At 71.8% G+C, this 23234-nt stretch carries 20 protein-coding genes; 16 read left to right on the plus strand and 4 right to left on the minus strand.

From position 1 onward, the window contains the following. Positions 1-64: 64 nt before the first annotated feature. Positions 65-1336 (minus strand): MocR-like pyridoxine biosynthesis transcription factor PdxR, encoded by a 1272-nt coding sequence (gene pdxR / locus ACWCO3_RS05755; protein WP_450008686.1) that lies wholly within the window; start codon positions 1334-1336, stop codon positions 65-67. Between the two features lie 456 nt (positions 1337-1792). Between pdxR (ACWCO3_RS05755) and ACWCO3_RS05760 the strand changes: the two genes are divergently transcribed. Genes ACWCO3_RS05760 through ACWCO3_RS05830 form a run of 15 tightly spaced genes read left to right on the plus strand, consistent with a single transcriptional unit; the run spans position 1793 to position 16726 of the window. Beyond that, a complete protein-coding gene (locus tag ACWCO3_RS05760; RefSeq protein ID WP_450008688.1) occupies positions 1793-3226 on the plus strand; it encodes an anthranilate synthase component I family protein in 1434 nt (477 codons plus the stop codon). Next, positions 3223-3831: an anthranilate synthase component II gene (locus ACWCO3_RS05765; RefSeq protein ID WP_145783100.1), complete on the plus strand. Its 609-nt coding sequence runs from the start codon at positions 3223-3225 to the stop codon at positions 3829-3831. Before ACWCO3_RS05760 ends, ACWCO3_RS05765 begins: the two co-directional genes overlap by 4 nt. Beyond that, entirely contained in the window at positions 3828-4538 is a 711-nt protein-coding gene (locus ACWCO3_RS05770; RefSeq protein WP_145783098.1) for an SDR family NAD(P)-dependent oxidoreductase, read from the plus strand. Before ACWCO3_RS05765 ends, ACWCO3_RS05770 begins: the two co-directional genes overlap by 4 nt. Positions 4539-4598: 60 nt before the next feature. Then, complete coding sequence (locus ACWCO3_RS05775; RefSeq protein WP_357933253.1) at positions 4599-6023, plus strand: phenylacetate--CoA ligase family protein; 1425 nt, start codon at positions 4599-4601, stop codon at positions 6021-6023. Further along, complete coding sequence (locus ACWCO3_RS05780) at positions 6007-6657, plus strand: prephenate dehydratase (RefSeq protein WP_450008691.1); 651 nt, start codon at positions 6007-6009, stop codon at positions 6655-6657. Before ACWCO3_RS05775 ends, ACWCO3_RS05780 begins: the two co-directional genes overlap by 17 nt. Positions 6658-6689: 32 nt before the next feature. Continuing rightward, positions 6690-7979 (plus strand): amidohydrolase family protein, encoded by a 1290-nt coding sequence (locus tag ACWCO3_RS05785; RefSeq protein WP_357933247.1) that lies wholly within the window; start codon positions 6690-6692, stop codon positions 7977-7979. After that, the gene (locus ACWCO3_RS05790) at positions 7979-9268 is read left to right on the plus strand and encodes an MFS transporter (RefSeq protein ID WP_358054273.1); all 1290 of its coding nucleotides are present in this window, start codon (positions 7979-7981) and stop codon (positions 9266-9268) included. Before ACWCO3_RS05785 ends, ACWCO3_RS05790 begins: the two co-directional genes overlap by 1 nt. Beyond that, positions 9265-10044, plus strand: a complete 780-nt coding sequence (locus ACWCO3_RS05795; RefSeq protein WP_450008694.1) for a B3/B4 domain-containing protein — start codon at positions 9265-9267, stop codon at positions 10042-10044. The genes ACWCO3_RS05790 and ACWCO3_RS05795 overlap by 4 nt, the downstream gene beginning before the upstream one ends. After that, a complete protein-coding gene (locus tag ACWCO3_RS05800) occupies positions 10041-11267 on the plus strand; it encodes an ATP-grasp domain-containing protein (protein WP_450008696.1) in 1227 nt (408 codons plus the stop codon). The genes ACWCO3_RS05795 and ACWCO3_RS05800 overlap by 4 nt, the downstream gene beginning before the upstream one ends. Further along, positions 11264-12487, plus strand: a complete 1224-nt coding sequence (locus ACWCO3_RS05805; RefSeq protein ID WP_244311751.1) for an MFS transporter — start codon at positions 11264-11266, stop codon at positions 12485-12487. Before ACWCO3_RS05800 ends, ACWCO3_RS05805 begins: the two co-directional genes overlap by 4 nt. 21 nt (positions 12488-12508) lie before the next feature. Next, entirely contained in the window at positions 12509-13813 is a 1305-nt protein-coding gene (locus ACWCO3_RS05810; RefSeq protein WP_354889235.1) for a TrpB-like pyridoxal phosphate-dependent enzyme, read from the plus strand. A 52-nt stretch (positions 13814-13865) separates the two neighbouring features. Next, positions 13866-14570, plus strand: coding sequence for a flavodoxin family protein (locus ACWCO3_RS05815; RefSeq protein WP_450008698.1), 705 nt, complete (start codon positions 13866-13868; stop codon positions 14568-14570). Then, positions 14560-14907 carry a cupin domain-containing protein gene (locus tag ACWCO3_RS05820; RefSeq protein WP_145783082.1) on the plus strand — a complete coding sequence of 116 codons (348 nt, stop codon included), beginning with the start codon at positions 14560-14562 and terminating at the stop codon, positions 14905-14907. Before ACWCO3_RS05815 ends, ACWCO3_RS05820 begins: the two co-directional genes overlap by 11 nt. Continuing rightward, positions 14904-15272: a chorismate mutase gene (locus ACWCO3_RS05825; RefSeq protein WP_145783080.1), complete on the plus strand. Its 369-nt coding sequence runs from the start codon at positions 14904-14906 to the stop codon at positions 15270-15272. Before ACWCO3_RS05820 ends, ACWCO3_RS05825 begins: the two co-directional genes overlap by 4 nt. After that, positions 15269-16726: a UbiD family decarboxylase gene (locus ACWCO3_RS05830; RefSeq protein ID WP_358166541.1), complete on the plus strand. Its 1458-nt coding sequence runs from the start codon at positions 15269-15271 to the stop codon at positions 16724-16726. The genes ACWCO3_RS05825 and ACWCO3_RS05830 overlap by 4 nt, the downstream gene beginning before the upstream one ends. Here the strand turns inward: ACWCO3_RS05830 and pdxR (ACWCO3_RS05835) are convergent. The 3 genes from pdxR (ACWCO3_RS05835) to ACWCO3_RS05845 form a co-directional block, all read right to left on the minus strand. Beyond that, positions 16671-18182 carry a MocR-like pyridoxine biosynthesis transcription factor PdxR gene (pdxR, locus tag ACWCO3_RS05835; protein ID WP_450008701.1) on the minus strand — a complete coding sequence of 504 codons (1512 nt, stop codon included), beginning with the start codon at positions 18180-18182 and terminating at the stop codon, positions 16671-16673. The two genes, ACWCO3_RS05830 and pdxR (ACWCO3_RS05835), sit on opposite strands and share 56 nt — an antisense overlap. A 74-nt stretch (positions 18183-18256) precedes the next feature. Then, on the minus strand, positions 18257-19165 hold the full coding sequence (locus ACWCO3_RS05840) for a CDP-diacylglycerol diphosphatase (protein WP_244311749.1): 909 nt from the start codon (positions 19163-19165) through the stop codon (positions 18257-18259). A 122-nt stretch (positions 19166-19287) separates the two neighbouring features. Next, entirely contained in the window at positions 19288-19743 is a 456-nt protein-coding gene (locus ACWCO3_RS05845) for a hypothetical protein (protein WP_450008703.1), read from the minus strand. Positions 19744-20172: 429 nt separating this feature from the next. On the opposite strand from ACWCO3_RS05845, the gene ACWCO3_RS05850 reads away from it, so the two are divergent. Further along, complete coding sequence (locus ACWCO3_RS05850; protein WP_244311748.1) at positions 20173-23169, plus strand: glycoside hydrolase family 95 protein; 2997 nt, start codon at positions 20173-20175, stop codon at positions 23167-23169. Positions 23170-23234: the final 65 nt, after the last annotated feature.

Here is a 23234-nt window from a genome sequence, read left to right on the forward strand (position 1 = left end):
CGGTTCCGCTCGGTGGGGTGTCGGCCGCCGAGCACCGAATACCAGGGACCGGCGCCACGCAGTGTCACCCCGTCGACCACCACGTGGTCCCAGAGCGGTCGTCGGCTCGCAGGGCGTAGAAGCGGCCACCACGGACCAGTACCGAGCGCCGCCGCGCCGCCTGCACCAGCGCCTCCTCGTCGCACCGCTCGGGCAGCACCAGGTACGCCTGCAGTCCGTTGTGCCCGCCGAACACCGTGCTGCCCGGCATCTCACGGGCGACGAACTGGTGGACCGCCTGACGGCGCTTCTGGATGTCGGCGGCGAGTCGGCGTAGGTGCCGGTCGAAGACCCCGGTGTCGATCAGCCGGGCCAGCGCGAGTTGTTCCAGGCTGGAGCAGCCGATGTCCCAGCCGGCGCGGAGCCGCTCGATCGGCGCGGTGAGCGCGGCCGGGGTGGCCAGCCAGCCGAGGCGCAGCGCCGGGGCGAGGACCTTGCTGGCGCTGCCGGCGTAGATCACCCGGTCCGGGGCGAGACTCTGCAGTGCCGGCATCCGCTGCGCGGGGGCCACGAAGGCCGCGTCGAAGTCGTCCTCGACGATGTAGCCGTCGACCGCTTCGGCCCAGGCCACGAGTTGCTCCCGGCGTTGCGCGCTGAGGGTGGCACCGGTGGGGAACTGGCTGGCCGGGGTGACGAGCACGGCGCGGACCCCGCTCGCGGCCAGCGCGTCGACCCGGATGCCGTCGGCGTCCACGGGGAGGCCCACCGGGCGCAGGCCGGCGTCGGCGATGAACTCCCACTCGCCCGGGTGACCCGGGTCCTCCACCCCGACGGTCTGGTGGCCCCGGTCGCGCAGTTCCCGGCAGAGCAGTGCGAGCCCCTGGGCGAACCCTGAGGTGATCATGAGGTGTTCGGGTCGGCTGCGGACGCCCCGCACCCGACCGAGGTAGCCGGCGAGGGTGTGCCGAACGACCGGCAGGCCCGACGGTGGGGCGTACCCCAGCTCGCGGTGACCGGCCGAGGTGACCACCGCGCTGACCGCCCGGATCCAGTCCTGGCGGGGGAAGGTCGAGCTGTGCAGGCCGCCGGTGCGCAGGTCCCAGACCGCCGCCGTCGACGTGCTGTCGTCCGGGGTGAGCGCCGAGCCGCTGTCGGTGCGTGCCGTCGCCGCCACGGAGGTGCCCGAGCCGTGCTGGGAGACGAGGTACCCCTCGGCGCAGAGCTGTTCGTACGCCTCGACGACCACACTGCGGGACACCCCGAGGTCGACGGCGAGTTGCCGGCTCGACGGTAGCCGGGTGCCGGGACGAAGCGTTCCCTCCTCGATCTGTGTGCGAAATGCGTTACGGAGCTGCACTGCCAGCGTTTCACGCGATTGACCATCTATTGACAGGCTTAGATTCAGGGACAAGTGGTCCGCTCCGGCGTCGTCGAAGTGGTATGGACAGCGTGATCTGCGCCTGAGGAAAGTGTTGGTCGGACGCGCAACCACCTGCTGTCGGCGAATCAGGGCGTACGTTCCGAGTATGTCCAATATGGACCTCGGCATCGTCACCGGCCTCGGCGCACGGGTGGTCGTGCGAGTCCTTTTGTGCTGGGGGGAAGAGTCCGACCTGCCGCGTCACGCGGCGGGGTCAACGCCAACGGGGGCGCGTGAATCGGGCTGCTCAGAGGGGGTTTCGCAGTGTCCTCATTGTCGGCCAAGACTGCCACGCGGCTCATTGGGTCGCATTCCGTGGCGGTACGGCGTATGCCACCAACCAACTCAATTCCAATAGACGTGACATCTGTCACACTGTCGCCAATCGATCCTTTGTCGCTCTACACGGCGCTCGCCGAAGTTCGTTCTCCGGACGATCTGTATCTCTTCGAAAGCCTGGACGGCCCGGCCCAGGACCGCCACGCGGCCGCCGTCGGCTGGGATGCCCTCGCCGAGGTGCGGTTCATCGCCGACCGCCTCGAGGTGATCTCCGACGGACCGCTCGGCGACGCCCTGGCGGCCGTGCTCACCGCGGTCCTGGGCGAGCCGGTCCGGCACCGCGCCCGGGAACGGGTCTGGTCCGTCGCCGGGCCGCCCGAGGTGTGGGCGGCGATCCGGGCCGTGCAACGGGCGTTCGCGGTGCGGACCACCGCGCCCGCCGACAGCTTCGCCTTCGGCTTCCTCACCACCCTCGCGTACGAGGCCGCGCGGGACATGGACGAACTCTCCGTCGACCGGGTGGTCGACGACATCCCGCGCTGCACCCTCGTCCTGTTCCGGCACACCGTCTGGTGGGACCTGCGCACCGGCACTGTGCGGCACCTCGCCGCCACCGGCCCGCACCTGCCGGAGGACACCGCGGCCCACCGGCTGCCGGACCTCCTCGCCGCGCTGCCGGACAGCGACCGGGAAGTGCCGGCCGCCCCACCGCCCAGCCTGGTCCGGGATACCGTCGACGAGGAGACGTTCGCCGCCCGGGTCGAGCAGTGCCTCCGGCACATCGAGGTGGGGGACAGCTACCAGATTCAGATCGGTCACCGGATCGACGTGGAGACCACTCTCACCCCGCTGGAGGTCTACCGACGGCTGCGGCACCGCAACCCGTCGCCCTACATGTACCTCACGCCCTGGGCCGGCGGAACCGTCATCGGGGCGAGCCCGGAGCTGTTCCTCCGCATCGAACAGGGCCGGCTGTCCATGCGTCCGATCGCCGGCACCGCGGCGCGCAGCGCCGACCCGGAGACCGACCGCCGGCTGGTGGCCGAGCTGACGGCCAGCGAGAAGGAACGCGCCGAGCACGTCATGCTCGTCGACCTCTGCCGCAACGACATCGGTCGGGTCTGCGTGCCGGGGACGCTCAGCGTCGACACGATGTTCGACGTCGAGCCGTTCGCGTACGTGCACCACCTCGTCTCCACCGTCTCCGGGCAACTCGCCGACGACGCCGACGCCTGGGCGGCGATCTGCGCCGCCTTCCCCGCCGGCACCATGACCGGCGCGCCGAAGCTGCGGGCCATGGAGATCATCGACGGGCTGGAGGACGAACCCCGGGGCGTGTACGCCGGCGCGATCGGCCTGGTCGACGTGCGCGGGTTCGCGGTGCTCGCACTCTGCATCCGTACCGCCGTGCACGACGGCCACCGCTACCGCACCCAGGCCTCCGCCGGGGTCGTGGCCGACTCCAACCCCGACGCCGAGTGGCGGGAGACGCTGGCCAAGATGAGCGCCACCTTCTGGGCCCTGACCGGTACGGAGCTGCTGCCGTGAAGGTTCTGCTCGTCGACGCGTACGACAGTTTCACCCACATCATCGACCAGTACCTACGCACCCTCGGCGCGCGGACCGTGGTGGTCCGTTCCCGCTCCCGGACCAGCGACGAGTTGACCGCCCTGCGACCGGACGCGGTGGTGCTCGGCCCCGGGCCCGGCCACCCCGCCGAGTCCGGGCACGTGGAGCTGGTGCACGCCTTCGCCGGCCAGGTGCCGCTGCTCGGCGTCTGCCTCGGCCATCAGGCGATCGGTCTCGCCTACGGCGGGTCGGTCGCCGTCGCCCGGCACCTGATGCACGGCAAGACTAGCGTGGTCGGCCACGACGGCCGGGGCGTCTTCGCCGGGGCGTCCGCCCCGCTGACCGTCACCCGCTACCACTCGCTCATCGTCGCGGACCCGGCGCCGCCGGACCTGGAGGTCACCGCGCGGTCGTCCGACGACGGCTACGTGATGGGGGTACGACACCTGAGCCTGCCGGTGGAGGGGGTGCAGTTCCACCCGGAGAGCGTGCTCACCGAGGACGGGCTGCGTCTGTTCGACAACTTCCTGCGAAGCGCCACGGCGCTGCCGGTGGCCGGTTCACGGGCGGCGGGGTCGTCATGACCGACCAGTCGGCACCCCTCGCCGTGGTCACCGGCGCGGCGGGCGGCATCGGCCGGGCCGTGACGGCCGCCCTGACCGGCTCCGGGCACCGGGTGCTCGGCGTCGACGTCGACCCGGCCGTCGACCCGGCGGCGTACGCCTCGCTGGTCGCCGACGTGGCCGTGCCGGAGCAGGTGGAGCAGCTCTTCGCGCGGATCAACGAGCGGTACGGCCAACCGACGGTGCTGGTCAACAACGCCGGCGTCTACCACGCCCGGGACTTCCTCGACTACGACCCGAAGACGTACGCGCAGGTGCTCGACGTCAACCTGGGTGCCGCGTTCTTCTGCACCCAGTCGTTCGTCCGCGCGCTGATCGCCGCCGGTCGCCCCGGCACTGTGGTCAACGTCGCCTCGATCAGCGGGCAGTCCGGCAGCCCGGACGCCGCGTACGGGGCGTCGAAGGGCGCGTGCATCGCGCTGACACACAGCCTCGGCCGGGCGCTCGCCGAGCACCACATCCGGGTCAACGCGGTCGCCCCGGGCCTGGTCGACACCCCGATGGCCGCCCGGATTCCGGCCGAGCGTCGCGACGACTACCGGGCCCGGATCCCGGCCGGCCGGTTCGGCTCGCCGGCCGAGGTCGCCGCGGCGGTCGCCTGGTTGGCCGGTCCGGAGAGCAGCTACGTCACCGCTTCCGTGATGGACGTCAACGGCGGTCTGCACTGACCTGCGTCCGGCCCGCCACAACCGCACGGCAGCCGGCTCATTCCTGGAAAGGATCCGACCATGTGGCTTCCGACCACCGGCCCGGCGGCGGACTTCGCCGTCGACTACCTGGCCCTGCACCAGGCGTTCTACGACCGCACCCTCGACCCGTCCGAGCTGGACGCCTGGCGCGCACGGCAACTGCGTACGGTGCTCGACCAGGTGTCCACCGGTTCACCGTTCTACGCCCGTCACCTGGCCGACGTCGACCTGTCGGCGATCACCCCGGCGACCCTCGACCGGTTGCCCTTCACCACGAAGACGCACCTGCGGCAGGAGATGCTCGACGTGCTCAGCCGGCCGCTGGCCGACGGGGTGTTTTTCTACGAGACGACAGGCACGACGGGCCGCGCGACGCCGTGCCCTCGCGACGGCCGGGAGGTGGTGGCCAGCAACGCCCACGTCACCGAGTCCTGGGCGTCGATCTTCCGCCACCACTTCGGCGACCACCCGCCCCGCATCGGGCTGATGGGCCCGACCGAGGTGCACTCCTTCGGCGACACCCTCGGTGACATCGCCCGCAACGTCGGTTCGTTGAACGCGAAGATCTGGCCGTACTCGCCGGTGATCGGGTTCGCCAAGGCGTTGCAGCTGATGAAGGACCTCGAGCTGGAGGTCGTGTGCTGCACGCCGGGCGTGGCGATGATGCTGGCCAAGGCCGCCGAGCACTACGGGTACCGGCTGCGCGAGGACTTCTCCGTCAAGCTCCTCTTCGTCACCGGCGAGATGTGCACTCCGGCGCTGGCCCGCAACCTGGAGTCCGTCTGGGGCGCGGATGTCTACAACATCCTGTACGGCTCGCAGGAGGCGTTCGTCATCGCCACCGCCTGCCGTAACAAGCGGATGCACCTCTCCCAGACCAACTACCTGATCGAAGTGGTCGACCCGGAGACCGGCACGTCGTACGGCTCGCGGGGCAGCGGGGAGCTCACCGTCACCATGCTGGTGGACGGGGTGAAGCCGCTGGTCCGGTACCGCACCGGCGACGCGGTGATCGTCGAGGCGTCGGACTGCGACTGCGAGATGCCCGGCGACCTGGTGCAGATCGTCGGCCGCACCCTGGACCGCATCGAGCTGGGCGGTCGACGTCTCACCGCCGGGCAGATCGAGACGGCGGTCCTGACCGGGGTCACCGGCTCGGGCGGGTACCAGGTGGTGATCGACCACGACCCGGGCGCCGGCGGTGACCGGCTCACGGTCCGGCTGGAGCTGCTCAAGGACCTCACCGACGACCCCTCCGGGGTGGCTGACGGGGTCCGGGAGCGGGCCGCCGCCGCGCTCGGCGTACCTGTGGAGGTGGAGCTGACCGACGGGTTGGACCCGATCGTCAGCACCGGCGCGTTCGTCAGTTGGAAGGCCGCCCGGATCGTCGACCGGCGGGTCGAGGTGGACCACGAGACCCGGGTGGCGCAGCGGATGGCGGGCAACCGTGGCTACACCACCTGAGACGGCCACGGACGGGTCGGTGCCGGCGCTGCCCGGGCCGCTCGCCGACGCGTACGGGCGGCGGTGGCGCAGCGTGGTGGACCGGTGGGCGAGCCGGCCCGGCACCACGCTGGCCACCCTCGGCCCGGCCGGGACGTCCAGTCACCTGACCGCGGCGTTCCTCGCCGAGCGGCACGGGCTGCGCATCGAGTTGTCCGACACCTTCGACGCGGTGCTCGCCGCGCTGGTGGAACGGCGGGTCGACCAGGCCCTCGTGCCGAGCGCCTACCAGGGGCTCACCCGCTTCCACTGGCACCGTGACCTGCGGCTGGACGCCTACTTCGCCCAGGCGACCCCGGAGTACGGCATCGCCGCCCAGCCGCACCGCGACCCGGATCCGGCCGACGGTCGGCTCACCGTGGCCGCCCTGTGGGAGGTCCGGCGGATCTTCACCGACCTCGCGCCGCCCGCGCTGCGGGACCGCCAGGTGCGGTGGGTCGACGCCGACTCCACCCAGCACGCCGCCGAGATCCTCGCCGCCGGCGGCGCCGACCTCGCGGTGACCAATGCCCCCGGTGTGCACCGCCACGCGTTGCGGTGGGTGGCCCGCCGCCCGGGTGCCGAGATCGTGTGGACCCTGTTCGGCCGCCGCTGAGACCAGACATCGAGAGAACCGGAGTGACAGTCGTGTCCCGACGAACGTTGCTGCACCGCGCCACGGTCCAGGAAGGACTGGGGGTGGCCTCCCGACCGCACCACAGTGTGCTGCTCGACGGCGAGCGCATCGTCGCGGTGCTGCCCGAGGCGCAGGCCCCGCTGCACGACCCGGACGTGGACGTCCTCGACCTCGACGGTCGGACGGTGCTGCCGGGGATGACGCTCGGCCACACCCACATCGCGTACCTGGACGTGCTCGACGGTCGGGAGATGCTGTTCAAGTACAGCATCCCGGAGGTCACCCTCGGCGCCGCCGCCAACGCCGCCGCCATGCTCCGGCTGGGCTACACCGCCTTCGTGGGCGCCGGCTCGGTGTCCGGCATCGACATGGCGCTGCGCCGGGCGATCGACGCCGGGAAGCTGCCCGGCCCGCGGATCACGCCGTGCAGCAGGGACCTGATGGTGTCCGGCCCGCCGGAGCGCCGCAACCCGGGGGTCAAGCAACGCATCCCGAGCGACCTGATGCGGCTGGCCGACACCCCGGAAGAGCTGATCGAGTACGTCGACACCGAGGTCGCCCAGGGCGCGGAGATCATCAAGGTCTTCTCCACAGGTGACGACACCTTCCCCAACGGCCGATCGCACGAGCTGCTGTTCACCGCCGAGGAGTTGGTGATCGCGGCCCGGGCCGCGCACGAGCGGGGCGTCCGGATCCGGGCGCACTCGCGTGGGCTGGGCGGCATCCGCAACGCCATCGCCGCCGGTGTCGACGTGATCGACCACGCCACGTACGCCGACGACGCCGCCCTGGAGGCGATCGCCGAGCGCGGCATCTTCGTGGTGCCGAGCCTGCACCAGCCGCACCGCCTGCTCACCACCGGCACCCGGTACGGCAAGACCCCGGAGTACCTGGAGACGCTGGAGTTCGAGGCCGAGGTCGAGAACACCCTGCGCATCCTGCCGCTGATGGTGCAGATGGGCATCCCGATCGTGGCCGGCGACGACTTCGGGTTCGCCTGGACCCCGCACGGCCGCTACGCCGAGGAGTTGGAGACGTACGTGACGATGGCCGGCATACCCGCGCCGGTGGTGCTGACCTGGGCCACCGCCAACGGAGCGCGGCTGGCCGGCCGGGGCGACGAGGCGGGCACGGTGCAGCCGGGGCGGCTGGCCGATCTGGTGATCACCGACGGGGACCCGGCCGAGGACATCACCGTCCTCGGTCGGCCGGAGGCGATCGAGATGGTGCTGCTCGGCGGTCGGGTGGTCTCCGGGGACGCCGCCCGGTACCGCTCCGGGCAGCCGGCGGGAGTGGCGTGATGCGTCGGGGCGTACCCGTCGTCGGGCTGCTCGCCGTCGGCGCCTTCGCCATCGGCACCGACACGTTCGTGGTCGCCGGTGTGCTCCCCGAGGTGGCCCGCAGCCTGCGGGTGAGCGTCGCCTCGGCCGGCTGGGTGAGCGCCGTCTTCGCCCTCGCGTACGCGGTCGCCGCACCGCTGCTCGGCGCCCTGACCGGCCGGCTGGAACGGCGTACCGTGCTGGTGGTCTCGCTGGTCGGGTTCACGGTGGGCAACGTCGCCTCCGCGCTCGCCCCCGATTTGCCGCTGTTGCTGCTGGCCCGGGTCCTCACGGCGGTCAGCGCCGCGCTCTACATTCCCGCGGCCACCGCGTCGGCGGCCGCCCTGGCCGCGCCGGAGCGGCGTGCCCGGGCCATGGCGGTGGTGCTCGGCGGTCTCTCCGCGGCCACCGTCGCCGGGGTGCCGTTCGGCACCTGGCTCGCCGCCGACCTCCAGTGGCGGGCCACCTTCTGGCTGCTCGCCGCCGTCGGCGCGGCCTGCGCGGTCGCGGTGACCGTCGGGCTGCCGGCGCTGGCGCTGCCGCCCGGCCCGTCGTTGGCCGCCCGTCTCGCACCGGCACGCGAGGGTCGCGTCGGCCTGGCGGTGCTCACCACCGCGTTGTTCATGACCGGCGGATACCTCGCGCTGACGTACGTCGGGGCGTTGCTCGCCCCGGCCACCGACGGCGACGGCACACTGCTCGCGGTGCTGCTGCTGGTCTTCGGCGTGCCGGCGGTCGCCGGGACCGTGCTCGGCGGACGGGCCACCGACCGGTGGGGTGGTGTGCCGGTGCTGCTGGTGTCGGTCGCCGGGCTCGCCCTGGTGCTGGTCACGCTGCCGCTGACCCGGCAGGCGCTGCTGCCGGCGGCGCTGGCCATGGCGGCCTGGGGCGTCACCGCGATGGCCACCCAGCCGGCTCAGCAGCACCGGCTCTTCACTGTCGCGCCGACCTCCGGTCCGTTGCTGCTCTCGCTCAACTCGTCGGCCACGTTCGTGGGCATCGCGCTCGGCGGTTTCCTCGGCAACCGGCTGCTGCGGCACGGTGGCGAGGACGCCCTGGACCTGCTCGGGCCGGTCGGCGCGGCGCTCTGCGTGCTGGCGCTGGGCACCACGCTGCTCGGCGCGCGGACCCGCGCCGGCCGCGCCGACGGTCAGCCGCCGACCGCAGGATTGGCCACACCGGATCACCCCGGATTGGCCACACCCGGTGGTCGCCCCGCTGCGTACGGTCGGACCAACAATCGGACCCGAACCCTACGAGGATCACGATGACCCAGCTCAGCGACGGTGTGGACACCCTCACCGTGCGCATCGACGACCGGGTGCTGACCGCAGTGCCGGACTACGTGCTCGGCGTGATCGCCGTACCGGCGGTCGATGTCGCTCCGGCCCCTCCCGCCGTGTTGGCGCTTCTCACCGCCGCCGAGGACGCGCTGCACGCAGCCGGCCTGGACAAGGCGGGTGTGGCGGAGCTGCCGGGCATCGCCGCGTGGCGGGAGGCGTACCGGGCGGTGGGGGTGAACCCGAACCGGTTCCCCTGCGCCGCCGAGTCCATCGCCCGGCGGGTCGCGAAGGGCGACCGGCTGCCCCGGATCAACGCCCTGGTCGACCTCTGCAACGCGGTGTCGCTCGGCGCTGCCCTGCCGGTTGCCTCGTGCGCCGTCGACAGCCTCGCCGACCTCGTGGTTCGGCCGGCCGACGGCACCGAGACGTACCTGCCGCTCGGCGCTCCGGACGCCCCGGAGCAGCCCGAGCCGGGCGAGGTCGTCTACGCCGACGCCGACGGGCGGGCCCACTCGCGACGCTGGAACTGGCGACAGGGCCACCTGGTCCGCACCGATCTGGGTCGGCACCGGCTGCTGCTCACCGTCGAGTCGGCCCACCCCGGCGGCCGGGCGGAGGTGGTGGACGCGCTCGGCCGGCTCGCCACCGTCCTCGACGGGTTGTCCGACGGCACCCGGCAGGAGGCGGTGCTCGACGGTGCGGCGACCAGCGCCGTCCTGCGCACCGCGGGCCCGGTCGGCAGCGACAGTGGGAGCCGTTCGTGAACCGCGCGATCCTGGTGATCTACCGACCCGCGGCCGGCCGGTACGCGGCCCAGTTCCGCAGTGTCGTCACTGCTGCCGCCGAGCTGGGCGTGGCCACCGTCGCGCTGCTGCCGACCGGGCAGCCGGCCGCCGAAGCCGCCGGACTGCCCTGCTACTTCGCCGACCTCGACGACTCCGAAGCCGTTCGCGCCACGGTCACCACGATCCTCGGCACGCACCCGGTGGAGCGCATCTTCCCGCTCTTCGAGGGCGACGTGCTCACCGCCGCGCACTGCCGCCGCGACCACGGCATCCCGGGTCTCGACCCGGAGGAGGCGCTGACGTTCCGGGACAAGAACGTCATGCACCGCAGGGCCGTCGAGCTGGGCGTGCCGGTGGCCCGCTCGTGCCGACCCGAGACGATCGGTGCGGTCGCCGAGTTCGCCGCCGAGGTGGGCTGGCCCGTGGTGATCAAGCCGTACGCTGGCTGGGCCTGCGGCGACACCCACCGGGTGGACTCCGCCGAGGATCTGGCCCGGGTGTGGCCGCTGGTCGCCGACGACCGGCACGACTACCGGGTGGAGGAGTACGTCCGGGGCGTCGAGTACCACGTCGACTCGCTGCTGCGAGACGGCGAGGTGGTCTTCGACCAGCTGTCCCGCTACACGTACTCGATCCTGGAGTTCCGCGACGAGCCCGGCGGCACGGTCTCCCGCAAGCACGACCTGACCCCGGCGGAGCGGCGCATCGTGGCCGCCAGCGCCACCGTGCTGCGCGGCTTCGGCATGCGTACCGGTGTGGCGCACGTGGAGTTCTTCCTCCGCGACGACGGCGGGCTGGTCTTCGGCGAGGCGGCCGCCCGGGCGGGTGGCGGCTCGATCGTCCCCGCCATCCAGGCCGGGCGGGGGATCAACCTGGCCGGCGAGTGGTGCCGCCTCGAACTGGCCCCGGGGCACGTCCCGGCGGCCACCCTCGGCCCGGAGATCGGCACCGAATACCTGTGCTCCGACCGGTACGGCCGGATCACCGCGATCACCACGGCGGACGAGCTGCGGGGGCTCGACTCGGTGCTCGACGCGGACGTGTGGAAGAGCGTCGGTGACGTGCTCGCCGCGCCGACCGCGTCCAACGACGTCCTCGGCTGGTACGTCTGTGAGGGGCGCGACTTCGACGACGTCCGGGCCCGGTTCAAGGTCATCCGGGACGCCTTCGAGGTGGTCACCGAACTGGTCGGTGACGCGTGAGCTGGCTGGGCCGGTTCCAGGCCCTGCCGCGCCCGCTGCGGATGCTGGTCTACGCCTCCTTCATCAACCGGGCCGGCATGTTCGTCTTCCCGCTGCTCGCCGTCTACCTGGTGCAGAGCCGGCACCTCAGCACCGGCGAGGCGGGCGTGCTGATCTCCGTCGGCAGCACCGGCCTGCTCGCCGGCAGTCTGCTCAGCGGCCCGGTGTGTGGTCGCGCCGGCCGGCGCGCCGCGCTGGTGACGAGCCTGCTGCTCAACGCGGTCGGCTACCTGGGTCTCGCCCTGCTCGACGGTCCCACCTGGACGTACGCGGCGCTGCTCTTCGTCGCGCTGGTCGGGATGGGGATGTTCGCCCCGGCGGCGAACACGCTGATCGCCGACCTGACCGCACCCGAGCAGCGCCCGTTCGCGTACACGGTCAGCTACCTCGCCAACAACCTCGGCATGGGGGTGGGCCCGCTGCTCGGCGGGATCGCGGCGGCCTACTCCTACCAGCTGATGTTCGCCGGGAACATTCTGCTCGGGCTGGTCGCGGCGGCCACCATCTGGTTGTTCGTACCGGCGGACACCCGGCGTGTGCCGGTGGCCTCGCCGGCCGCGAGCACCCGGCGGGCCGGGCTGCTGCGTGACCTCGACGTGGCGGTGCTGGTGATCGTCTCGTTCTGTTACGTCGCGCCGCTGATCGGCCTGGAATACACGCTGCCGCTCGCGGTCACCACAGTCCTGCACTCGTCGGTGGCGGTGGTCGGGGCGGTCTACACGATCAACAGCGTGGTCGTGGTCAGCGCCAGTCTGCTGATCGAGAAGCGGATGAAGGCGTACTCGACGCGAGCCCTGCTGGTCGTCGCGGGCCTGCTCTGGTCCACCGGGATGGCCGTGCTGGTGTTCGCGTTCTCGCTGCCCGCCGTGCTGCTGTCCACGGTGGTCTGGACGCTCGGGGAGATCATCGCTTCGGTCGTGGTGCCCACCTACATCGCCGACCACGTCGAGGAGCACCGGGTCAGCGGTTTCATGGCCCTGAACGGTTTCGTGCTCAGCTCCGCCCGCCTGGTCGTGCCGATGGGCCTCGGCTTCGTCTGGCAGACCGGTGGGCACCAGCCCGTCCTCCTCCTGCTCCTGCTGACCCCGGTGGTCGGCGTGGTCGCGTTCGCAGTGCTGCGGATGCGACCGGCTGCCCGGTCCGTGCCGTCACCTGCCGAGCCGGCCACCGCCAGTTCCTGACACCCACCCCTGGAAGAGGCCATGACCGCGACGAAGTTCGTGCTGCCCGAGAGCGACATCCCGACGACCTGGTACAACGTGGTCCCCGATCTGCCCAAGGGGCTACCTCCGATGCTGCACCCCGGCACCCGGGAGCCCATCACCCCGGCCGACCTCGAACCGCTCTTCGCCACCGGCATGGTCGAGCAGGAGTTCTCCACCGAGCGGGACATCGACATCCCCGGGCCGGTGCTGGACATCTACCGGCAGTGGCGGCCCAGCCCGCTGGTCCGGGCCCGTCGCCTGGAGCAGGCCCTCGGCACCCCGGCCCGGATCTACTTCAAGTACGAGGGGGTCAGCCCGGCCGGCAGCCACAAGCCGAACACCGCCGTTCCGCAGGCGTACTACAGCAAGCAGGACGGCGTGCAGCGGCTGACCACGGAGACCGGCGCCGGCCAGTGGGGCAGCTCGCTGTCGATGGCGTGCTCGTACTTCGGCCTCGACTGCGAGGTCTTCATGGTGCGGGTCAGCTACGACCAGAAGCCGTACCGGCGGGGCCTGATGGAGACGTTCGGAGCGTCGGTCACCGCGAGCCCGAGCGACCGCACCGGTGCGGGTCGGGCGGCGCTCGCCGCCGACCCGGACTCCAGCGGCAGCCTCGGCCTGGCCATCTCCGAGGCGGTGGAGGCGGCGATGAGCAGCGGCGGCGCGGCCAAGTACGCCCTCGGGTCGGTGCTCAACCTGGTGCTGATGCACCAGACGATCATCGGCCAGGAGGCGTTGCTCCAGTTGGCGATGGCCGACGACTACCCGGACATCGTGGTCGGCGCGGCCGGCGGCGGGTCCAACTTCGCCGGGCTGGCCCTGCCGTTCCTGCGCCGCCAGTGGGGCGGCGGCCCGGCGGTGCGGTTCGTCGCGGCCGAGCCGGCCTCCTGCCCGTCGCTGACCAAGGGCAGCTACGACTACGACTTCGGCGACACCGCCGGGCTCACCCCGCTGGCCAAGATGCACACCCTGGGCCACGACTTCCACCCGCCGGCGATCCACGCCGGTGGGTTGCGGTACCACGGCATGGCGCCGATCGTGAGCGCGCTGCGGGAGATCGACCTGATCGAGGCGCGGGCGGTGCCGCAGACGGCCTGCTTCGAGGCCGGTGTGCTGTTCGCGCGCAGTGAGGGCATCGTGCCGGCGCCCGAGTCCACCCACGCGGTGCGGGTGGCGGTGGACGAGGCGATCCAGTGCCGGGAGACGGGCGAGTCGAAGGCGATCGTCTTCTCCCTGTCCGGGCACGGTCACTTCGACATGCAGGCCTACATCGACTACTTCGCCGGGAAGCTGACGGACTGACCTCGCAGGGGGTGGGCGCGGTGCGGCGCCCACCCCGCGACGAGCACCGGGGGTGAAAGTGCACAGCGAAGCAGGGACCATCCTCGCCATCAACGGATCGGAACGGGTCGGCGGCAACACCGACCACGCCATCGCGTACGCGGGACGACTCATCGCCGAGCGGGGCGCCGTCCTGCGCACCATCCAGTTACGTGAGCACCGGATCTCGCCGTGCAGCCCGTGCGGCGACTGCAACAGCCGCACAGTGCCCTGCCAGGTGGACGACGACGTCCCCGCCCTGGTGGAGCAGATGACAGACGCCGACGGGCTGATCTACGCGGCCCCGGTGCACGGCTTCGGCCTGGCCCACCTCATGCAGGTCTTCATCGAGCGCGCGGGCGTCGGCTACCTGCGTTTCACCCGTCCGCTGGCGGACAAGGTGGGCGGCATCATCGTCACCGGGCGACGGTACAGCGACTCCTCCGTGCACAACCAGATCGTCAACAACCTGCTGCTCAACCGGATGATCCTGGTGGGCAGCGGTTTCCCCGTCCTGCTGCGCAACACCACCGGCACACCGGGCCTGCACGACGCCGAGGGCGTCGACGCGCTGGAGCGGATGGTGCACCGGATGCTCGACATGGTGCAGCTGCTCAAGCAGCACCAGCGGGTCGACGGCGATCCGGTCCTTCCGCGGCGGGACCGCAACGAACGCGTGCCGCGGCCCCGCCGCAACGATTCCGCCCCGACCAGAGGAGATATCGAGAATGTCCACTGAGCAGGTCGCCGCGCCGGTCGGCATCGACTTCCCGGCCACCGAGTGGGAGAGGTGGGACAAGCCGGGCGCCGAGGGCCGCGTCAAGATCTCGTACGTCGGGGGGCAGCGGCTGCGCCTGCTGGAGTTGCCGCCCGGCTTCGACGAGCACCACTGGTGCCTGCGCGGGCACACCGGCTACGTCCTGCAGGGCGAGTTCACCATCCACTTCCGGGACCGGTCGGTGCCGTGCCGCCCCGGCATGGGGTTCGTGATCCCCGACGACGAGGAGCACCGGTCCCAGGGCAGCGACGCCGAGCCCACCGTCGTCTTCGTGGTCGACCAGGTTCCCCAGCCATGACCGACCAGCACTGGTTCGCGGCACCGGCCGGCGGGGAGCCGGCCGGTGCCGCCGACGGCCCGACCCGGATCGCCGAGCTGCGGGGCGTCATCGACCATCTTGACCAGCGGATCATCGCCCTGCTGGCCGAGCGCACCCGGGTGGTGCAGGAGCTGACCGCACACAAGACGGACGAGGCGACCGTCCGATCACCCGACCGGGTGCGGCAGGTGCTCGACCGGGTGTCCGACCTGGCCGTGGGAAACGGCATGCCTCCGGAGGTGGCGGTCGGCACCTACCGTGCCCTCATCGACGAGCTGACCCGGATGCAACTCGACATGCTGGCGGCCCGCCGCGCCGCCGCGTCGGCGGGGGAGGAGCGGTGAGCCGAACACCCGTCGACCTGCGGCACGCCCTGGCCACCCTCGACCCGCTCCCCGGCGAGCTGGTCCGCGTTCCCGCCGAACTACCGGCCCGGTACGGCGTCTCCGCGCACTACGCCCGCTGGGCGGGCGCGCCCGCCGCCCCGCCCACCGGTGCCGGCCCGGCGGTGCTCTTCGACCGGGTACGCCCCGACCACGGTCCGACCCGAGCGGTGCTGATGGGCCTGTACGGCACCCGACGGCGCGCGGCCGGGCTGCTCGGCTGCACACCGGCCGAGCTGCCGCACCGTCTGCTCGACGCGGTGGCTGCACCCCGCCCGCCGGTGCCCGCGCACGACCCGTCCCGCTGGCCCCGCGAGACGCTGCCGGTGGACCTGACCGCGCTGCCGGTGCCGGTCCTCACCGACGAGGACGCCGGGCCCTACCTGACCCTCGGCGCGGTGCTCGCCACCGACCCGGACACCGGCGTCCGCAACCTGTCCGTGCACCGGATGTGCGTCCAGGGTCCGGACTCGCTGACCATCTGGATGGTGCCCGGCCGGGACCTGGAGCTCGCGTACCAGGCCGCGTTGCGGCGGGGGCGTCCGTTGCCGGTGGCCGTCCACCTCGGCCTGTGCCCGGCGGTGCTGCTCTCCTCCTGCTGCCCGACGTCACTGGTACCACCCGACCTCGACGAGCTGGCGGTGGCCGGCGCTCTCGCCGGACAACCGGTGGAGCTGCTGCCCTGCCGCACCGTGGACGCCGAGTTCATCGCGCACGCCGAGTACGTCATCGAGGGCGAGTTGCTGGCCGACCGGGCGCCGGAGAGCCGACACGGCACTGTCGCCACCCCGGAGTTCCTCGGCTACCAGGGCCGGGCGCACCCCGCGTTGCCGTTGATCCGGGTCACCGCGATCACCGCCCGGGAGAGCCCGATCCTGCAGGCCGTGTCCGGGCCCGGGCACGAGCAGTCGGTGCTGCTCGGCTTCGGGATGGAGGCCGCGGTGCTGGACGTGCTGCGCCGGCGGGGCACGCCGGCGCTGGCCGCGCACTGCCACACGGCGGGTGGCGGTCAGCTCATGGTGGTGCTGCAGTGGCCGGCGAAGCGCGGCCCGGAGGACGACGTCGCGGTACGCCTCGCCGCGGAGGCGGTGCTGGAGCAGTTCCGGATGGCCAAGCTGGTGCTGTGCGTGGACGACGACGTCGACATCGAATCCGACCAGGACCTGTGGTGGGCGATGGTCACCCGTTTCCAGGCCGATCAGGACCTGCGCGTGTTGCCGGACCGGGAGGGCTTCCCCCTCGACCCGAGCCAGCACACCGGCTACTCGCCGTCACTCTCGGCCGACGGGCGCACGGCGAAGGCGGTCTTCGACTGCACCGTCCCGTACGCCCAGCGGGCCCGGTTCATCCGGCCCCGTTTCACCGAACCGTCGATTCCCGCACCGCGGCGGCCAGCAGCGCCACGCCCTCGGTGATCCGTGCGGTGGGCAGCGCCGCGTACCCGATCAGGAAGGTCGGTTCGGCCGGTGGCCGGGTGACGAAGTAGCCCGAGGCCGGGTAGATCCGGACGTTGCGTGCGGCGGCGGCGCGCACGATCGCCGCCTCGTTGGCGTCGGGCGCGCCGCCCAGCGTCACCAGCACGTGCAGCCCGGCGGCCGTGCCGGAGATGCGCACACCCGCGCCGAAGTGTTCGTAGAGCGCCTCCAGCAGCCGGGCGCGTCGCTGCCGGTAGAGGCGGTCCATCCGGCCGATGTGCCGGGCGTACGCGCCGGAGGAGATGAACTCGGCCAATGCTTCCTGGGTCAGCGTCGGGGTCAGCCGGTCGGTGATCCACTTGACGCCGAGGAACGGCCGGACGAGGTGCTGTGGCAACACCGCGTACCCGATGCGCAGCGACGGGAAGAGGGTCTTGCTGAAGCTGCCGACGTAGACCACGTCCGCGTCCTGCGGGTCGGCGGCCAACGACGGGAGCCGCTCCTCGGCGAACGTGAACTCGTTGTGGTAGTCGTCCTCCAGCACCGTGGCGGAGTGTTCACGGGCCCAGCGCAGCAACGCTCGTCGCCGCCGCTCGGACATGATGAACCCGGTCGGGAACTGGTGCGACGGGGTCACGTAGATCAGGCGTACTCGGGACGGGTCGTGGCCGTGCGCGCGGACCTGGCTTTCGATCTCGTCGACCCGCAGGCCCTCCTCGTCGACGCCGACCGGCACCACGGCGGCCCGCGAGTAGCCGAAGATCTGCCGCAGCACGGTGTGGCTCGGGTCCTCGATGACCACCACGTCGTCCGGGCCGACGAGCAGCCGGACCAGGATGTCCATCGCCTGGGTGGCGCCGCTGGTCACCACCGTGTGTTCGCGGTTGGCGTCGAGTGCGCGGCTGCGGCGCAGCAGGGCGCTGATCTGGGTGCGCAATGACGAGGCGCCCTCGGCCGGGCCGTAGCCCAGCGCCACCGCGTCGGCCCGACTGACCGCCTCGGCGAGCGACTGCCGCCACCGGGTCACCGGAAAGCTGGCCAGCGCCGGGGTGCCGTGCCGGAAGTCGTACGCGCCGTCCGGCCGGTGCATCGGCGCTGGTTCCCAGGGCTTCCAGAGCGGGCTGCCGGCGTCGGTGGGCAGCGGAGGCTCGGGCCACAGTGGCGGGCGGGCGGCGCGTTGGGCCGGTGGCGGGGTGTCGGTCAGCGCGCCGCTGACGCGGGTGCCGGATCCACGCCGTGAGGTGAGCACCCCGTTGGCCCGCAGCAGTTCGTACGCCCGGGTCACCACGGTCCGGGAGACCCGGAGCTGGTGGGCCAGCTCACGGCTCGGCGGCACCGGGTCGCCGGGGCGCAGTCGACCGGTGCGCACGGACCCGCTGATCTGGTCGCAGAGCTGCTGTTGCAACGGAATCGAACTGTCGCGGTCCAGTGCGACGAGAAGCTGGGACGAACTCACCTGCGCGCGCACCCCCCAGGATCGACGCTGGTTCCGAGTCTAGTCACGACTCGGTGCACGCCGGCCGAGCCCCGCTACGCGTAGGCGAGGAGGAAGTCGACGGTGCCGGTGCCGCCGGGCTGTCCGGGTGCGACGGGCAGGCCGGGTTCACTGTTCAGGACGTAGAACCCGCCGCTGCCGACCAGGCGGGGTGTCACGGCGAGGATCTGCGCCGCCATCGTCGCCCCGGTGGGGCGTACCACGCTGTCGAGCAGGAGCCGGAAGAGGTTCTCGTTCAGGTTCGCGACGTGCAGGACCCGGTACGAGCGGGGCGCGGGCTGGCCGGTGCTGGTCAGGCCCCAGACGGGCACGACCTGGTTGCGCCAGCGCGCCGGGTTGTTGGTGATCGTGCTGTCGTGGTTGTTCAGCTGCGTCTGGATGCCGGAGTGGATCCCGGCCAGGTGGATGTGCAGCTGGTCCTGCATCCGGATCGTCGGGTCGGCCGAATTGATGCCCAGCCCGATGTGCGGGTAGACGACGTGTGCGGGTTGACCGGACTGGGCGTTGTTCCACGCTTCCAGCCAGTAGTTGGGGGCGTTGGTGGTCGTGATGAACGGGCACTCGATGCCGCTGATCCGGCAACTGGGGACGAGGAGGAAGTCGTGGTTCGACCCCGACCCCCCGTTGAGGATCACGTAGGTGGGGGTCGTCCGTAGACACTGCGGGAACGGCGGGCCGGTCTTGGTGCCCTCGCAGACCTGCACCCGGTCCCACAGGTCGTACCGGCCTCCCGTGTCGGTGGGGTAGCCGCACAGCTGGGAGGGCGTGGGGCAGGCGGTGGCGCCGGGGCCGCCGGGTTCCGGCGGGGCCGGCGCGGGGGTCTGGCCTCCGTCGGCGTGCCCGCCGTCGGCCAGTACCCGGTCGGCGCCCATCAGGCCCAGGAGTCCGGTCGCGCCGGCGGTCCCGGAGAGCCGGACGAACTGTCGTCTGGGTATCGCACCCACCGTGGCCTCCGTGATCGCCCTCCAGGAACGAGTCGAGATTAGGACGAACCGGCTGAACGGTGCGGCGGCCGCCGCACCGCGTCCCCTGAACGTGTCCGCCGCGGACTGCTACTCGACCGCCGTCACTGGTCGCGGCAGCCGACCTGGTCGCCGATCTCGTTCGGGATGCCGAACGGGCTGCATTCGATCGCGCTGCCTTCGCCCAGCTTCTTCCACCTGCCGTTGTCGTACTCGAAGACCAGTACGCCGTCGCCCTGCATGCTCGGGTCGACGGCGCGCACTCCGGCCGTCGCCCACCGACGTGCGCAGTTGATCTGGTCCGGGTCGATCCGGTGGCTGTCGCCGAGCCCTGACACCCGCTGAAGGGTGGCCGCGCTGACCGGACAGGCGGCCCGGGTGGCGTCGGGTGTCGCGGGTGCCGTGCGGGTCGGCGAGGTGTCCGGGGAAGCGGACGTGGCCCTGGGTACGGGCGACGTGGTGCCGGCCCCGGCCTCCGGCGTGGGCGAGGGGGTCGTGCAGGCCGCGAGGCCCGCCAGTACGGCGACGGGCACGAGGGCACGTAGCGTTGTCGAGGTCATCGGGTCCTCCGGTCCAACCTGGAAGTGTTTCCCGCTAGACGCCCGTCGACCCGTCGAGGTTGCGGCCGGCCGGAACGCCGGGGAATCCGCCCGAAGGACGGTACATCCGATGTATGGGCACCTACCTGGTCGCTCGACGGTGGCCGGTCGGGGATCCGTCCGTGTCGGGAAGCGCCGGGTCGATGCCGTCTCCCTGTCGGCGGCGCTCCGTGGAACGGGTCAGAGGGCGGATTCCCATCATCTATCGACCATTGCCGATTCCGTTGCGTCGGAGTAACCTTCGCGAAACACATCAGATGTCTGGCTGTCTCCGGGGCTGATCTCGGCCGGTCAATGCGGTCGCGGTCGATGCCAGCAAGCGGATCCCGACGACGGCTCTCATGGTTGTCCCGCTTCGGGTGGCCGGACCGGTCACCGTTTGGAGGATCGATGTCCGACCTGACTCGACGGCAAGCCATCAAGATCGGCGCGGCCGGTGCGGGCGGCGCTCTCCTACCGCTTCCCTGGACCGCCGCGGCCCGCGCGGACGCGGTGGCGCCGCCGCAGGTGCTGGCCGCCGGGGACCTCGCCCTCTGGTACGACGAGGGGGCCGGCACGGACTGGCTCCGGGCGCTGCCGATCGGCAACGGCCGCCTCGGCGCCATGGTCTTCGGCAACGTCGACACGGAACGGCTCCAACTCAACGAGGACACCGTCTGGGCCGGCGGCCCGCACGACCCGAGCAACCCCCGGGGCGCCGGTTCGCTGGGGGAGATTCGGCGCCTGGTCAACGCCAACCAGTGGACCCAGGCCCAGGACCTGATCAACCAGACCATGATGGGCAACCCCGGGGGTCAACTGGCCTACCAGACCGTCGGTAACCTGCGGCTCGCCTTCGGGTCGGCCAGCGGGGCGTCGCAGTACGACCGCACCTTGGACCTCACCACCGCCACCGTCACGACGTCGTATGTGCTCAACGGCGTCCGTCACCAGCGTGAGGTGTTCGCCAGCGCGCCGGACCAGGTCATCGCGATGCGACTCACGGCCGACCGGAGCAACTCGATCAGCTTCACCGCCACCTTCGACAGCCCGCAGCGCACGTCGGTGTCCAGCCCGGACGGTGCCACGATCGGCCTCGACGGCGTCTCCGGCAACATGGAGGGCGTCACCGGTCAGGTCCGCTTCCTCGCCCTGGCCAACGCCACCGTCACCGGTGGCAGCGTGTCCAGCTCTGGCGGCACCCTGCGGGTCACCAACGCCACGAGCGTGGTCCTGCTGATCTCCATCGGCTCCAGCTACGTCAACTACCGCAACGTCGGTGGCGACTACGGTGGCATCGCACGGCAGCGCCTGAGCGCCGCCCGGGCCGTCAGCTTCGACTCGCTGCGCAGCAGGCACGTGGCCGACTACCAGGCGCTCTTCAACCGGGTCACACTGGACCTGGGCCGCACCTCGGCCGCGAACCAGACGACCGACGTGCGGATCGCCCAGCACAACAGCGTCAACGATCCGCAGTTCTCCGCGCTGTTGTTCCAGTTCGGCCGGTACCTGCTGATCTCGTCCTCGCGGCCCGGCACGCAACCGGCCAACCTGCAGGGCATCTGGAACGACTCACTGACCCCCTCGTGGGACTCGAAGTACACGATCAACGCGAACCTGCCGATGAACTACTGGCCGGCCAACACGACGAACCTGGCCGAGTGTCACAACCCGGTGTTCGACATGGTCCGGGAGCTCTCGGTCGCCGGTGCGCGTACCGCCCAGGTGCAGTACAACGCGGGTGGCTGGGTCACCCACCACAACACCGACGCGTGGCGGGCCACGGCAGTGGTGGACGGCGCGTTCTGGGGGATGTGGCAGACCGGTGGCGCGTGGCTGTCGGTGTTGATCTGGGACCACTACCTGTTCAACGGCGACATCGAGTTCCTGCGGACGAACTATCCGGCCATGAAGGGTGCCGCGCAGTTCTTCCTGGACACCCTGGTGACCGAGCCGACCCTCGGCTACCTGGTGACCAACCCGTCGAACTCGCCGGAGCTCAGCCACCACTCGAACGCCAGCGTGTGCGCCGGCCCCACCATGGACAACCAGATCCTGCGGGACCTCTTCGACGGCGTCGCCCGTGCGAGCGAGGTCCTCAACGTGGACAGCACCTTCCGGGCGCAGGTCCGGGCCACCCGCGACCGGCTCCCTCCGATGAAGGTCGGCTCGCGCGGCAACATCATGGAGTGGCTCTACGACTGGGTGGAGACCGAGCCCAACCACCGGCACATCTCCCACCTGTACGGGTTGGCCCCCAGCAACCAGATCACCAAGCGCGGCACCCCGCAGCTGTTCGAGGCGGCCCGCCGGACCCTGGCACTGCGCGGCGACGACGGGACCGGCTGGTCGCTGGCCTGGAAAATCAACTTCTGGGCACGGATGGAGGAGGGCAAGCGGGCACACGACCTGATCCGCTACCTCGCCACCACCGCGCGGCTCGCGCCGAACATGTTCGACCTGCACCCGCCGTTCCAGATCGACGGCAACTTCGGCGCGACGGCGGGCATCGCCGAGATGCTGCTGCAGAGCCACGCCGGCGAGTTGCACATCCTGCCCGCGCTGCCGCCGGCCTGGCCGGCCGGGAAGGTGACCGGCCTGCGGGGTCGCGGCGGGCACACGGTCGGCATCACCTGGAGCAACGGTCAGGCCACCGAGGTGCTCGTCCGCCCGGACCGCGCCGGCACGGTCCGCCTGCGCGCCCGCATTCTCACCGGCACCGTCACGGTGGTCGACACCGCCGACGGTTCGGCGCCCCGGGTCACCCGGATCGAGTCCGACCTGGTCGAGGTCACCGTCCAGGCCGGGCGCACCTACCGGGTCACCAGCACGGGCGTCGCCACCCCGACGCTGGAGCAGAGCTTCACCAACGCCGGCATCACCAACGACAGCAACACCAACGTTGGAAACTTCGACGGCAACGGGGCAAGCCTGTCCGCGCAGGCCCTGGCCTCGGCCGGAGCCAGCCCGGGCGCCACGATCAGCCGCAACGGGGTGACCTTCCGCTGGCCCAACGTCAGCCCCGGCACGGCCGACAACGCCGTCGCATCGGGCCAGACCATCGGCATCAGCGGCACCGGCAGCACGCTCGGCTTCCTGCTGACCGGCACGTACGGCACCGTGTCCGGGACAGGCACCGTCGTGTACGCCGACGGCACCCGCCAGACGTTCACGCTGAGCTCACCCGACTGGTACGGCGGGCCCCACTCCGGGGGAACCGCCGCCATCGTGTCCGCGTACCAGAACCGGCCCAACAACGGCCGCCAGGCCACGGCCGCCTGCATCTACTACGTGGGTGTGTCGTTGCAGAGCAAGGCGGTTGCCCAGGTCGTCCTGCCCAACATCAGCGCGCGGCCGGCGGCCAACGTGCCGACCATGCACGTCTTCGCCGTCGCGATCGGCGGCTGACGGACCAGGTCCGCCACGGTGCACGACGACCGGGCCCGCTCCAATCGGGGCGGGCCCGGTCTCCG

Source organism: Micromonospora sp. NPDC002411, assembly GCF_053592955.1.

Bases quoted from the DNA above. Each gene is read 5' to 3' on its own strand.
- ACWCO3_RS05770 (WP_145783098.1), top strand. From the start codon at position 3,828: ATGACCGACCAGTCGGCACCCCTCGCCGTGGTCACCGGCGCGGCGGGC.
- ACWCO3_RS05775 (WP_357933253.1), top strand. From the start codon at position 4,599: ATGTGGCTTCCGACCACCGGCCCGGCGGCGGACTTCGCCGTCGACTAC.
- ACWCO3_RS05790 (WP_358054273.1), top strand. From the start codon at position 7,979: ATGCGTCGGGGCGTACCCGTCGTCGGGCTGCTCGCCGTCGGCGCCTTC.
- ACWCO3_RS05795 (WP_450008694.1), top strand. From the start codon at position 9,265: ATGACCCAGCTCAGCGACGGTGTGGACACCCTCACCGTGCGCATCGAC.
- ACWCO3_RS05810 (WP_354889235.1), top strand. From the start codon at position 12,509: ATGACCGCGACGAAGTTCGTGCTGCCCGAGAGCGACATCCCGACGACC.
- ACWCO3_RS05820 (WP_145783082.1), top strand. From the start codon at position 14,560: ATGTCCACTGAGCAGGTCGCCGCGCCGGTCGGCATCGACTTCCCGGCC.
- ACWCO3_RS05825 (WP_145783080.1), top strand. From the start codon at position 14,904: ATGACCGACCAGCACTGGTTCGCGGCACCGGCCGGCGGGGAGCCGGCC.
- ACWCO3_RS05845 (WP_450008703.1), bottom strand. From the start codon at position 19,743: ATGACCTCGACAACGCTACGTGCCCTCGTGCCCGTCGCCGTACTGGCG.
- ACWCO3_RS05850 (WP_244311748.1), top strand. From the start codon at position 20,173: ATGTCCGACCTGACTCGACGGCAAGCCATCAAGATCGGCGCGGCCGGT.